This is a genomic window from Ruegeria lacuscaerulensis (genome assembly GCF_013033355.1).
Classification (GTDB): domain Bacteria; phylum Pseudomonadota; class Alphaproteobacteria; order Rhodobacterales; family Rhodobacteraceae; genus Ruegeria; species Ruegeria lacuscaerulensis_A.
In genome coordinates this window covers 146,104-158,642 of the sequence record NZ_WQDY01000010.1, presented here as the reverse complement: position 1 = coordinate 158,642, position 12,539 = coordinate 146,104, and the positions used below count along the sequence as shown (strand labels likewise).

The window sequence follows — 12,539 nt, the reverse complement described above, 5'->3', positions numbered from 1 at the left end:
TGGGCGTCCGAACCTCTTCCCTCTCGATTTGTCTGCTTTGTCTTGCAATTGTCCAAGCCTACATATTCGAATAACATTTCATGAAAACTACCTGCGGGGCGGAATGGACGACATCAAAAAACGATCAGCCCCCAAAAAAACCTGCGCCCCAAACACACTTTTTTTGCAGGACCCTTCGCAATTCCGCGAGCTGTCCCAATGGGATGTTGAGCTACGCCAAATTGAGGAGGGAACTATGAACTCTTCGGTATCCGTTTGGGCAGGTCTTGACCTTCAAATGATTGATTTGTCGTTTGATAAGGCTGTGTACCAAACTGGTGTTTCTCGCCCTGACATTCTAGCGTTTGGCTTACCAGACAAAGGGAGTGTACGGACTTGGCTTAACGGCTCACCCTCAGACACCGCTCTGATGATTTTTGGTAGCGGAGACCCTTTTGAAGGCGTGAGCAATTCAACGCTCACAGGCCTGACCTTTGGCATCAACATCCGAAGGGCTCAACGGATCGCCGACGATTGCGGTCTTGATATCAGCACCGTGCGAAATGACGCTTTAAGATCTTTCGTTAGCGACGCTGGAAAGCTTCATTCCTTAGTCAAAAACAAAGCGCGCTTTCTAATTGGATCAGCGGCCGGACCAAGCTCTGATAGTGAAGAGAGTGATATGATCTTTGAGCTTCTGGAAATGCTGGTGGTAGGCGAAAAATGGAGTGATCGGCGAAACAGTAAAAATAGAACCCGTTTAGCACAACAAGCCGTTGAGTTCATGCGGGCCCATTTGATGGATAACGTTTCAATCGGTGAAGTATGTGCAGATATTCAGGTATCTGCATGCACTCTTCGTCGCGCGTTTCAGGAAACATATGGGGTGAGCCCCAAGCAGTTTTATCTAAGAGCCCGTCTCGGTGCTGTACGCCATGAACTGGTGTCCTGCTCGCCAGAGGAGAGTATATCGGACATCGCAAACGCTTACGGATTTTGGCACATGGGTCAGTTCGCGCGAGACTACAGAGCACTCTTTGGACAACTGCCGACACAAACGTTGTCAGGCAAAGTGAACTGAAACAGAGCTTGGCAACAGTCTTTGGCGCAAAGTTTGTGTTAAGCAATTGTAGTTGCGGAGCCACTGTCAGAGTTCAGTGGCTAGCGACGCTGAGACCTTGGCAGTACGCGGCCTAACTTGTCCGCAACACGAGAATTGCAAAGTCGGATTTTGTAGATCCGCTTCGGGCTGGAAGCGGCCATCCGAAAACCTTCCCCGGCAATACGGCGATGGCGCGAAACAGGCAAAGAATGAGACCCGAAGATATGGAGCCTCGAACCAAGAAAGTTGAAGGTTAATGCGCCCAAAGTTTTGGGCCAAAAATGCAATTCTTTGGGCGAAATGCAAAGCTATGGGCGCACCTACAACTGCTTTAGAAATCCAGATTTTCCACGCTCAGGGCATTTTGCTGGATGAATTCGCGGCGCGGTTCGACCACATCGCCCATCAGTTTGGTGAACAGATCATCCGCTTCAACCATGTCATCCACACGCACCTGCAATAGGGTACGCGCATCCGGGTCGAGCGTTGTTTCCCACAGCTGATCGGGGTTCATTTCGCCCAGTCCCTTGTAGCGTTGTAGCGATAGGCCCTTTTCACCCTCTTCCAGAATGGCGCGCAGCAGGTCCAGCGGGCCGTGGATCGCCTGCATCCGGTCGCGACGTACCAGCGTGGCGGGGGTGTTGTAGACCTCTTGCAGGCTTTGGGTGAAGCTGCCGGTTTTGCGGGCCTCGCCCGAGCGTAGCATGGGGCCGTCCAGAGTGCGGACCTCTTCCACGCCGCGCAGGATACGGGCCAGACGAATGCCGTGATCCTGTGTGATCCGGCCCTGCCAGCCGCGTTCATATTCCAGCGCGATCAGGTCGAGGCGGGCGGCGACCTTGTCGGCAACGCCTTGCAGGTCGGCATCGACCGCACCCGGCACAAAGGCCCCCGCAACAGCGGCCTGTTCCAGAATGTGGCGCGGGTAATGCGTTGGGAAGGCGTCCAGAACGCGTTTCAATTGGCGTGCTTCGTCCACCACACGGGTCAGGTCCTGCCCGATGATTTCCTCACCCGAGCCCAGTTTCAGCACTGCGCCCTCGACGCCCTGATTGATCAGGTAATCGTCCAGCGCCGCCTGATCCTTCAGGTAAACCTCTGATTTGCCACGTGAAACCTTATAGAGCGGTGGCTGTGCGATATAAAGATATCCGCCCTCGATCAGTTCCGGCATCTGCCGGTAGAAGAAGGTCAGCAACAGAGTTCGAATATGCGCGCCATCGACGTCCGCATCCGTCATGATGACGATCTTGTGGTAGCGCAGCTTTTCGATGTTGAACTCATCACGGCCAATGCCGGTGCCCAGCGCCATCACCAGATTGCCGATCTCTTGAGAGGACAGCATCCGGTCAAACCGCGCGCGTTCGACGTTCAGGATTTTCCCGCGCAGGGGTAGAACCGCTTGCGTCAAACGATCCCGTCCCGTCTGCGCAGACCCACCAGCCGAGTCCCCCTCGACCAGAAACACTTCGGTCTTGGACGGGTCTTTCTCGGAACAGTCTTTCAGCTTCCCGGCCAGATAGTTCACATCCATCGCCGTCTTACGACGGGTCAGTTCACGGGCTTTGCGCGCCGCCTCACGGGCCAATGCGGCCTCAATGATCTTGCCGACGATCCCTTTGGCCTCGTTCGGGTTTTCCTCGAACCACTCGGCCAGCTTTTCGTTCATCAGGCCTTCGACCGCCGGGCGCACTTCGGACGACACCAGCTTGTCCTTGGTCTGGGATGAGAATTTCGGGTCGGGCACTTTGACCGACAACACACAAGTCAGACCTTCGCGGGCATCATCGCCGGTAAAGCTGACCTTTTCCTTTTTCGCGATCCCGCTGGACTGCGCATAGTTGTTGATTGTCCGGGTCAAAGCACCCCGGAAGCCCGCCACGTGCGTGCCGCCATCCCGCTGAGGGATGTTGTTCGTGAAGGGCAGAACCGTCTCGTGATAGCTGTCATTCCACCACATGGCGATTTCCACGCCGATATCGTCGCGCTCACCTTTGATATAGATCGGTTCGGGCATTGCGGGCGTCTTCGAACGATCGAGGTATTTGACGAATTCCTTAACACCACCCTCATAGAACAGTTCGGTCTCCAGCCGTTCAGCCGGGCGTTCGTCGATCAGGATGATCCGCACGCCCGAGTTCAGGAAGGCCAGCTCGCGCAGGCGCTTTTCCAGCGTATCGAACGAATATTCGAGGTTCGAGAACGTGTCGGTCGAGGCCAGAAACCGCACCTCGGTCCCGGTCCGGTCACCGCACTCCTGAACCACCTTCAGGTGTTCCGCCGTCTCGCCACCTTCAAAGCGCGCAACGTGCTCCTTGCCATTGCGCCAGACGCGCAGTTCCAGCCAATCTGAAAGGGCGTTCACAACCGAAACACCCACGCCGTGCAGACCGCCCGACACCTTGTACGAGTTGCTGTCGAACTTACCGCCCGCGTGCAGCTGGGTCATGATGACCTCGGCGGCGGACACACCCTCTTCGGGGTGGATATCCACCGGAATACCGCGCCCGTTATCGCTGACCGAGACACTGGAATCGGCGTGGATTTTCACGGTCACATGGTCGGCGTGACCGGCCAGCGCCTCATCAATTCCGTTGTCCACGACCTCATACACCATGTGGTGCAGACCCGAGCCATCATCCGTATCACCGATATACATACCGGGACGTTTGCGGACAGCCTCTAAGCCTTTGAGAACCTTTATAGAATCAGCACCATATTCCTGTGGTGCCTGTGCGTCTTCGGACATGCGGTTAGTACCTATATTATTTTGGTAACTTATACGTTTTCTGGTGGGGAATGTCACGCCATCCCCCAACATTTTGTGCTGTCACGGGTTGTTTTCAGCTAATCAAAGCCGATCCAGATCTGCAGCTATGTCCTCGGCAATTTCAACCGCATTAACATCCCTGCGTTCGGCCGACAAACGCAGGCCCAGAATGTCCGACTGATAGCGCGCGGCTAGACGGTCAGGGTCATGGTCTGGCCCGATCTCTCCGGCCTGTTGCGCGCGCCGAAAGAGAGTGGCGAAACTCGCCTTCATATCGGCCATGTGGCACCCGGCCTTATCGGCCAGATCATGTCCTTTGGATTGCAGCTCGGCATAGGTTTTGGCCAGCATACAGGCCCGCGCGGGCATCTCGCGCTCGTCGATCACCACATGGGGTTGCGCCTTCAGCGCCCGCAGCGGACCCATTTCATCCGCCATCGCCATCAGACGCGCCACGCCGTCCTGCGCGTACCGCTCCAGTGTCAGCGCATAAAGAGCGTCCTTGGAGCCAAACGCCGCATAGAAACTGCCGGGCTTCAGATTCAGCGCGCTTTCGAGATCCTTCAACGAAGTTCCCGCCCAGCCTTGCTGCCAGAACAAGTCCCGAGCCTGCGCAATCAGAGCATCGCGGTCATATGAAGGTTTGCGGGGCATTGCAGTCACCAATTCTTGAGCGTCCGCTCAAATATATACTTGAGTGATCGCTCAAGAAAGCCTAAATGTGATTCACCTCGCCAGAAACAGGAGCTTTGACATGGCAAACTTCCCCTCTCATGACCTCGAATCCGCCCCCGAAGGGTCCAAACCGCTGCTGGAAAAGTCGCAAGCCGCATTTGGACGCCTGCCCGGCCTTCACAAGGTCATGGCCGAAAGCCCGCAGCACCTTGAAGCCTATCAGCTTCTGCATGGCCTGTTCCTGCAGACCGATTTCGACAATGACGAAAAGACCGTCGTCTGGCAGACCATCAACGTTGCAAACGAATGCCACTACTGCGTGCCCGCCCATACCGGAATCGCCAAGATGATGAAAATCTCGGACGACATCACCGAGGCTCTGCGCAACGAAACCCCCTTGCCCTCACCCAAGCTGGAGGCTCTGCGCACCTTCACCCTGCAAGTGATGGAAAGCCGTGGCAATCCGACCGAAGAACAGCTTCAGGCCTTCTTTGACGCGGGCTATTCGCATCGCGCGGTTCTGGACGTGGTGCTGGGTCTGGCCCAGAAAACCATGTCGAACTATGTCAACCACATGGCCCATACCCCCGTCGACGAGGTGATGCGCGGCTTCCTGTGGGAACGTAAAGTCAGCGAGCCCGCCTAAGCGATGACCGAGCCCTCGCCGCTGTCAGTAACGACCAGCGTCTGGGCCCGTTCCCCTAATTCGGAAAACAGCTCAGGCCCGGTGCCCGTCATCCAGGCCTGAGCACCCAGCGCGCAAATCTCATCATAAAGCGCGGCCCGCCGTCCGGCATCCAGATGGGCGGCCACCTCATCCAGCAACACAATCGGCGGAGCGCCCACCATCCCCGCCAGTGCCCGCGCATTCGACAGAATCAGGGACACCAACAACGCCTTTTGCTCTCCGGTCGAGCAGTCTTTGGCGGGAACACCCTTGGCTGCGAACACACCGTACAGGTCCGACCGATGCGGCCCCAGCAAGGTCCGGCCTGCCGCCAGATCGCGAAACCGGCTTTCATTCAGCGCCTCGCGCAGGTCCTCGACTGTGTCCGGCATCGCGCCTTCGGACTGAACCAGCTCCAGATCAGCGGACGGAAACGCGGTTTCGGCCTGATCCTGCGCCGCGCGCAAGTGATCCAAGGCCGCCAGACGCGCCGCGTGGATGCGGTGCCCGGTCTCGGCCATCTGCCCTTCCAACGCGGCATACCAATGGGCATCGCGCACCTGTTCTTTCAGCAGGCGGTTGCGTTCGCGCATTGCCTTTTCATAGGTCAGCGAGGCCTCGGCATGCGCGGGATCAAAACTCAGCGCGATACGGTCCAGAAACCGTCGCCGCCCCTCGGCCCCTTCGATCCACAGCCGGTCCATCGACGGGATCAGCCAGACCACCCGCGCCAGCTTGCCCAGATCAATCTGACTGGCCGCCTTGCCATCAATCCGAACCTGCCGCGCTGCGCCGCCTTCGGACCATGTCTCGATCTCGTAATTCTGCCCCTGCGCGTTCAGCAGGCCTGACAGTTTCCACCCCAGCGCCTCGGGGCGGCGGGTCATCTCAGCCGCACTGGCCCGACGCATGCCGCGACCGGGCGAGAACAGAGACACCGCTTCCAGAATGTTGGTCTTCCCGGCCCCGTTCGGCCCATGGACCGCCACCGGCCGCCCATCCAGAGACAAACGCGCCAGCTTATGAGACCGAAAATGCGAGACCGTAAGCTCGGTCAGGGCCAATCCCATGACCCCTCCCTTCTTCTGTTCAGAAATACCTCCGCCGGAGGCATCGCGCGCCAGCGCGATCAGACGCGCATCGGCATGACCACATAAACCGCGCTTTGGTCATTGCCCTCGCGCATCAGGGTTGGATCACCGGCCGAATTGAACAGGAACACCGCATTTTCACGATCCACCTGAGACGCAATCTCCAGCAGGTATTTCGCGTTGAACCCGATCTCCAGCCGCTCATCGCCATAAGCCACGGCCAGTTCTTCCTCAGCCGCACCGCTATCGGGCGCATTGACTGACAAAATCAGTTTATCCGCATCCAATTGCAACTTCACCGCGCGCGAGCGTTCGGAAGAGACGGTCGCGACCCGGTCCACAGCCTGAGCGAACTCGGCGGCATCCACTTCCAACTGGCGGGTGTTGCCCTGCGGAATAACGCGGGTGTAGTCGGGGAAGGTGCCGTCGATCACCTTGGAAGTCAGCGTGATATCGGGCGTGGCAAAGCGCACTTTGGTTTCGCTGACCGACACGGCGATATCCATCTCGTCATCGTCCAGCAGCTTGCGCAGCTCACCCACGGTTTTGCGGGGCACGATCACGCCCGGCATATCTGCCGCGCCGTCGGGCAGGTCCGCGTCGATGCGCGCCAGACGGTGCCCATCGGTGGCCACGCAGCGCAGCACTTTGCCGCCCTCGGACCCATCGGCCACATGCATATAAACGCCGTTTAGATAATAGCGCGTCTCTTCGGTCGAGATCGCGAATTTCGACTTGTCGAACAGCCGACGCAGCAGTGCAGCCGAGGCTGTAAAGTTCGACTGATACTCCGAGGACGCCATCACCGGAAAATCCTCTTTCGGCAGCGTCGCCAGCGAGAAGTTCGACCGCCCGGCCTCGACCGTCAGACGCCCTGCGGCGCTGTCGGCCGTCAGCGTCACCAAAGCCCCATCGGGCAGCTTGCGCACGATTTCATGCAAAGTGGTAGCGGCCACGGTGGTCGCACCGGCCCGTTCGACCTGTGCAGGGGCCTTATCGACCACCTCGATATCCAGATCGGTGGCGCGGAACATGGCTTGATCGCCTTCGGCCTCGATCAGCACGTTGGCAAGGATAGGAATGGTGTTGCGACGTTCAACAACAGATTGGGCCTGAGAGACGGCCTTGAGAAGGGTGCCGCGTTCGATGCTGATCTTCATACCCTCAATTCCTCTGACTTGCGTGCCGAAATGGGCGGGACTGGCACGTTAGCGGTTCCACCCTGAGGCACAAGGATTTTTTATGGATTTCTGAGTCGGATTGCCCAAGGCGTCAAGGGCCGCGTGGCCACGTGGGCACAGTTCATGGCCGACCGTGGAGATTTTCGCACAAGAAAACGCCCCGGGCGTGAGGATCCGGGGCGTTTTGATGTTCATGCAGATGTAACCTACGCTTCGAGTGACCGGCGCAGCATTTCCACGTCTTCGGCGATCTGGCCGTCGGTGGTTTTCAGCTCTTCGATGCGCTTCACACCATGCATAACGGTGGTGTGGTCACGCCCGCCAAAGCGACGACCAATCTCAGGCAGAGACCGGCTGGTCAGCTGTTTACACAGATACATCGCGACCTGACGCGGACGAGCATAAGACCGCAGGCGCTTGGGGCCAATAATATCGCTCAGACGGATATTGTAGTAATCCGAAACCTTACGCTGAATTTCCTCGACGGTGATCTTGCGCTCGGACGCGCGCAGTACGTCGGCCAGGCAATCCTGCGTCAGCTCCATGTCGATCTCACGCCCTACGAGCGAGGCAAAGGCAAACAGACGAGTCAGCGCGCCTTCAAGCACCCGCACATTGGTCGAGATACGGTGGGCCAGAAACTCCAGCACGCCATCAGCGATCTGCAGATCGGGATAGGTGGTGCTGTAATGCTGAACCTTGTTCTGCAAAATGCCCAGACGCAGCTCATAGTCGGTGGGGTGCAGGTCAACGACCAGACCACATTGCAGACGCGACTTCACGCGGTCTTCCAGATCCTTGATCTCACCCGGAGCGCGGTCAGCAGAGATAATGATCTGTTTGTTCTGATCCACCAACGCATTGAAGGTGTGAAAGAACTCCTCCTGCGTGGAATCCTTGCCCGCGATGAACTGAACGTCATCGACCATGAGCACATCGACCGAACGGAACAGATGTTTGAAATCCATCATTCGACGTTCACGCAGCGCCTGTACGAACCGGTACATGAACTGTTCCGCCGACAGGTACAGAACATTCAACTCGGGGCGTTTGGTTTTCAGTTCCCATGCAATCGCATGCATCAGGTGCGTCTTACCCAGACCGACACCGCCATACAGAACCAGCGGGTTGAAAGTTACAGGCCCACCTTCCGAGACACGGCGCGCCGCAGCATGCGCCAACTCGTTGGGTTTACCTACCACGAAGCTGTCAAAGGTGAATCGGGCATCCAAAGGCGCCGCTTGCAGTGATTCCAGCGCCTCGCTTGATCCCACGGACATTCGAGGTTCCGGTGTTTGTGCGATCTCTACCGAATTAGTTTCAGCAACATTCGCGGGCCGTGCGGTCGAATTGGCGGCAACCCGAAAGGCCAGTCGCTGGACGGTTTCTCCCGCAGTGTTCATCTCATACAGGATGAGATCTGCAAAATTCTGGCTCACGTAATTGCCCATGAAATTGGTCGGCACCGAGAAAACAGCGACACCGTCCTGGACCTCTTGGAACTGCAGAGGTTCAATCCATGTGGTGTAATTGTTCTTTCCGATCGCCTTGAGCAGTTTGTTTTGCAGTAGTCCCCATTTCTCTTGTGTCATTCAGCGCCTCACGCATCCCATTCTTTATTGGCCTGTCGGCCTTATTTCTATGTCCGGTCCCCCGGTATGCGCGTTCACTCGGACAAAGGTCTCCCACCCACCGAATCAAATAGATTCGGTGCTTTCGTCCTTGACGGCGTGCATAACCAGACGTTCAGATGCCCCACAACAGGGCATCCCTTTTTCAGGTTGCGCAACGCAATCTCAATTTTCGACAGGGCTGGAATCCTGGCCGTGCCAAGTCCCACAGCAGATCAGCAAATCGGTTGTCCCCGAGTTACCAACATTCGCCTCCAGATCATCCTGATGCCCGTCAGTCTGACCAAAGAAACAGCCTGTCCCCCCAAGCGAGTGAATCGCTGAATCAGTGGTAACAAGAGGTCGGCGGTCGCTTCAACGAAACTCTGATATTGACTCGGGTCTGAGCGCGAAAGAATCTCTCGGTTTCGTGAGGACGCGGTATTCTGGCAACAGCACAAAGGGCGCCGCACTGCGCGACGCCCCTTAAATAGTTCAGTCTTTCTTACGTGACCTGGGGTCACTGAAGATCAATTCGCGACTCAGCCAAGCGCTTTGACGCGGGCCGACAGACGCGACATTTTACGCGATGCGGTGTTTTTGTGGAAAACGCCTTTGGTGACGCCGCGCATCAGTTCGGGCTGGGCAGCGCGCAGAGCTGCGGTTGCCGCATCTTTGTCGCCGGATGCGATCGCTTCTTCAACCTTGCGCAGATAAGTGCGGATGCGCGAACGACGTGCTTTGTTGATTGCGAAACGCTTTTCGTTCTGACGTGCGCGTTTCTTTGCCTGGGGCGAGTTAGCCATGTGTCTCTGACCTTTGTTCGGTACGGTTTTATCGAAAGCGCGCCACGGAAAATCCGCACCGGATCAGAAATCACGAGTGTGAGTCGGGCCAAGCGGGCCGCACGCGCATGTATAGCGGCGTGTATTATCCAAGTTGCAGGGGTTTGCCAAGCAGATTCTTGGCCGCGCACAGCAGGTATGAAACAGGCGGGCATACGCCCGCCTTTCCCCACCTTGATGGCTTACTTGTCGCGGAACTGCGCCGCGCGCTTTTCCAGAAAGGCTGCCATTCCCTCTTTCTGGTCTTCCGTGGCGAACATCGAGTGAAAGACACGGCGTTCAAACAACAACCCTTCGCTTAGCGACACTTCGTAGCTGCGGTTCACCGCCTCTTTCGCGGCAATCGCGCTCAGCTGCGATTTCTCGGCGATCTTTTGGGCTGCGGCCATTGCCTCTTCCAACAGTTTTTTGGCGGGCACGACGCGGCTGACAAGCCCGGCACGCTCTGCCTCTTCTGCGTCCATGAAGCGGCCGGTTAGGTTCATATCCATCGACTTGGACTTGCCCACAAAGCGGGTCAGGCGCTGGCTGCCGCCAAGGCCCGCAATAACGCCAAGATTGATTTCGGGCTGCCCGAACTTTGCGGTATCTGCCGCGATGATGAAATCGCAGATCATCGCCAATTCGCAACCGCCACCCAGCGCATAGCCCGCAACAGCCGCGATTACAGGCTTGCGGATGTCACTGACCCGGTCGTTGATATCCGCGAAAAGGTTCGTGGTGTAGACGTCCACAAAACTCATCTCGGACATTTCCTTGATGTCCGCGCCAGCGGCAAAAGCCTTGTCCGAGCCCGTAATGACGATGCAGCGCACCTTGTCATTCTTGTCGGCGTCTTCCAGCGCTTCGCACAATTCAGCAATCAACTGGCTGTTCAACGCATTCATTGCGTCCGGCCTGTTGAGTTTCACAAGCGCGACGTGGTCTTCGATTTCGACGATGATCGTCTCAAAAGCCATGAGGTGTAAGCTTCCGGTTGTTCCGTTCAGATACGATTCATTATCACGCGCAAAAGCTGGATCAAGTTATCTTTGGCATTGCGCGCAATAGAAGGATGAGCGACCGGACTGAGTGATTCTTTTTATGGCAGCACCGCAACCTTCGGTGCGGCAGGGTTCGCCTTCGCGGCCATAAACGTCAAAGCTGTGCTGAAAATATCCAAGTTCTCCATCAGCTTGACGGAAATCGCGCAAGGATGACCCCCCGGCCCGGATAGCGTCTTGCAGAACCTGCCGAATGATCGGAACAAGGGCCGCAACTCGGTGCACCGAAATCTGCCCGGCTTTGCGACGTGGCGACACACCGGCGCGATAAAGCGCCTCACACACGTAGATATTCCCCAATCCGGCAACGATTCCCTGATCCAGAAGCGCTGATTTGACCGGCGTGTTTTTGCCTTTGAACGCATCAACCAAGTGCTGTTCGTGGAAGTCATTGCCCAAGGGTTCCGGCCCCAGAACCGATAGCAACTTGTGGTCCTCGGCCGTTGCAGTGGGCAGCAGATCCATCGCACCGAACCGGCGCGGGTCATTAAATGTCACCCGTGCGCCATTGGCCATGTGAAATACAACATGATCGTGCTTTTCCGGCATGGGATGATCGTGAACAAATTGTCCAAGCGGGTCTCCGGAAACTGTCATACGCCCGGACATGCCAAGATGGATCAACAGGGTTTCGCCACTTCCAAGATCAGCCAGAATGTACTTTGAACGCCGCCGCAACCTGTCCACGCGCTGGCCTGTCAAGCGTTCGGCCATTCGATCCGGAAAAGGCCAGCGCAGGTCCGGGCGGTTCACGTCCGCCCGTTCGATCACCACGCCTTCCATCGCGGGGCTCAGCCCACGGCGGACCGTTTCGACTTCGGGAAGTTCCGGCATGTGCTCTCCTGATTTGTTGCCAGCGCTTGTTCCAGCGCCTGCACCATTTCATCATGTCCGGTAACATATTTCAGAATACGCGCTGTCTTCCCATCTGAAAAACGCAGCACGTAGTTCCCATTGTGCCTCAATCTGATCTGGCAGAGCTTATTCAGGTCATAGGTCCGACGCTGAAACAGCGTACTCATGGTCGTCAGCTCGGCCCCATCGATCGAAGTTGAATTGGCCAGATGATAGATCAATGTGTAGATCACCAACCCAACAAGTCCCAGCTTGATCAGCACCGCAGTTTCAGCATCCTTGACGGGGATGAAGATCTCGTTCGGAGCCAGATCGGGCCTGATGAACCCGATAAAGAACAAAACGGCCAACACCAAAATCGTAACAACGATAACGCCCGGCGTCGTGCGAATTGTCATGCGGGTCAGAGAGCGTTGTGCAGGTCTTTCGCTGCCGGCGCGCAGCATTGATTCTTCCAATATATCCTTGGGGAAATGACGTGCTGCGGCGTCCATCTTGTCACCGAACCCTTTCGCCCGATGGAATCGCATGAAAGTTTGAAAAACGGCACGAACGCGCCAGATAATAAAGGCAAATGACAGGACCACGCCTGATACGGCCACTAAACTCGAATAATTCGACATTTGAATCTAACTTCTTCTAAAACTATCTGCATCTTACACCGCGACTAAGGAAAATATGTGGCACGCCGGACGGTTCCGTGCACCTGCTACCTTTTCGC

The 12,539-nt window shown here is 56.8% G+C and carries 11 protein-coding genes; 2 read left to right on the top strand and 9 right to left on the bottom strand.

What is annotated here, in order from left to right; all coding sequences use genetic code 11:
- The first annotated feature begins 103 nt into the window (after positions 1-103).
- A complete protein-coding gene (locus tag GOW48_RS17140; protein WP_170755401.1) occupies positions 104-1,060 on the top strand; it encodes a helix-turn-helix domain-containing protein in 957 nt (318 codons plus the stop codon).
- Positions 1,061-1,412: 352 nt separating this feature from the next.
- On the opposite strand, the gene gyrB is transcribed toward GOW48_RS17140, so the two are convergent.
- Together gyrB and GOW48_RS17130 are read right to left on the bottom strand one after the other, a co-directional pair.
- Complete coding sequence (gene gyrB, locus GOW48_RS17135) at positions 1,413-3,830, bottom strand: DNA topoisomerase (ATP-hydrolyzing) subunit B (RefSeq protein ID WP_170353738.1); 2,418 nt, start codon at positions 3,828-3,830, stop codon at positions 1,413-1,415.
- 102 nt (positions 3,831-3,932) lie between these two features.
- A complete protein-coding gene (locus GOW48_RS17130; RefSeq protein WP_170755400.1) occupies positions 3,933-4,505 on the bottom strand; it encodes a TetR/AcrR family transcriptional regulator in 573 nt (190 codons plus the stop codon).
- A gap of 100 nt (positions 4,506-4,605) precedes the next feature.
- Between GOW48_RS17130 and GOW48_RS17125 the strand changes: the two genes are divergently transcribed.
- A complete protein-coding gene (locus GOW48_RS17125; protein WP_170353740.1) occupies positions 4,606-5,172 on the top strand; it encodes a carboxymuconolactone decarboxylase family protein in 567 nt (188 codons plus the stop codon).
- On the opposite strand, the gene recF is transcribed toward GOW48_RS17125, so the two are convergent.
- From recF to GOW48_RS17090, 7 genes are all read right to left on the bottom strand, one after another.
- On the bottom strand, positions 5,169-6,263 hold the full coding sequence (gene recF, locus GOW48_RS17120) for a DNA replication/repair protein RecF (RefSeq protein ID WP_170755399.1): 1,095 nt from the start codon (positions 6,261-6,263) through the stop codon (positions 5,169-5,171). The two genes, GOW48_RS17125 and recF, sit on opposite strands and share 4 nt — an antisense overlap.
- 59 nt (positions 6,264-6,322) lie before the next feature.
- A complete protein-coding gene (gene dnaN, locus GOW48_RS17115) occupies positions 6,323-7,444 on the bottom strand; it encodes a DNA polymerase III subunit beta (RefSeq protein WP_170755398.1) in 1,122 nt (373 codons plus the stop codon).
- Positions 7,445-7,671: 227 nt separating this feature from the next.
- A complete protein-coding gene (gene dnaA / locus GOW48_RS17110; protein ID WP_170353743.1) occupies positions 7,672-9,057 on the bottom strand; it encodes a chromosomal replication initiator protein DnaA in 1,386 nt (461 codons plus the stop codon).
- Between the two features lie 560 nt (positions 9,058-9,617).
- Positions 9,618-9,881, bottom strand: a complete 264-nt coding sequence (gene rpsT / locus GOW48_RS17105; RefSeq protein WP_170351928.1) for a 30S ribosomal protein S20 — start codon at positions 9,879-9,881, stop codon at positions 9,618-9,620.
- A gap of 221 nt (positions 9,882-10,102) precedes the next feature.
- Positions 10,103-10,879 carry an enoyl-CoA hydratase gene (locus GOW48_RS17100; RefSeq protein ID WP_170353745.1) on the bottom strand — a complete coding sequence of 259 codons (777 nt, stop codon included), beginning with the start codon at positions 10,877-10,879 and terminating at the stop codon, positions 10,103-10,105.
- A 66-nt stretch (positions 10,880-10,945) separates the two neighbouring features.
- Positions 10,946-11,797, bottom strand: coding sequence for a bifunctional DNA-formamidopyrimidine glycosylase/DNA-(apurinic or apyrimidinic site) lyase (mutM, locus tag GOW48_RS17095; protein WP_170755397.1), 852 nt, complete (start codon positions 11,795-11,797; stop codon positions 10,946-10,948).
- Positions 11,755-12,441, bottom strand: a complete 687-nt coding sequence (locus tag GOW48_RS17090; protein ID WP_170756462.1) for a hypothetical protein — start codon at positions 12,439-12,441, stop codon at positions 11,755-11,757. Before GOW48_RS17090 ends, mutM begins: the two co-directional genes overlap by 43 nt.
- Positions 12,442-12,539: the final 98 nt, after the last annotated feature.

Bases quoted from the DNA above. Each gene is read 5' to 3' on its own strand.
- GOW48_RS17090 (WP_170756462.1), bottom strand. From the start codon at position 12,441: ATGTCGAATTATTCGAGTTTAGTGGCCGTATCAGGCGTGGTCCTGTCA.
- dnaA (WP_170353743.1), bottom strand. From the start codon at position 9,057: ATGACACAAGAGAAATGGGGACTACTGCAAAACAAACTGCTCAAGGCG.
- recF (WP_170755399.1), bottom strand. From the start codon at position 6,263: ATGGGATTGGCCCTGACCGAGCTTACGGTCTCGCATTTTCGGTCTCAT.
- GOW48_RS17140 (WP_170755401.1), top strand. From the start codon at position 104: ATGGACGACATCAAAAAACGATCAGCCCCCAAAAAAACCTGCGCCCCA.
- GOW48_RS17125 (WP_170353740.1), top strand. From the start codon at position 4,606: ATGGCAAACTTCCCCTCTCATGACCTCGAATCCGCCCCCGAAGGGTCC.
- GOW48_RS17130 (WP_170755400.1), bottom strand. From the start codon at position 4,505: ATGCCCCGCAAACCTTCATATGACCGCGATGCTCTGATTGCGCAGGCT.
- mutM (WP_170755397.1), bottom strand. From the start codon at position 11,797: ATGCCGGAACTTCCCGAAGTCGAAACGGTCCGCCGTGGGCTGAGCCCC.
- dnaN (WP_170755398.1), bottom strand. From the start codon at position 7,444: ATGAAGATCAGCATCGAACGCGGCACCCTTCTCAAGGCCGTCTCTCAG.
- rpsT (WP_170351928.1), bottom strand. From the start codon at position 9,881: ATGGCTAACTCGCCCCAGGCAAAGAAACGCGCACGTCAGAACGAAAAG.
- GOW48_RS17100 (WP_170353745.1), bottom strand. From the start codon at position 10,879: ATGGCTTTTGAGACGATCATCGTCGAAATCGAAGACCACGTCGCGCTT.
- gyrB (WP_170353738.1), bottom strand. From the start codon at position 3,830: ATGTCCGAAGACGCACAGGCACCACAGGAATATGGTGCTGATTCTATA.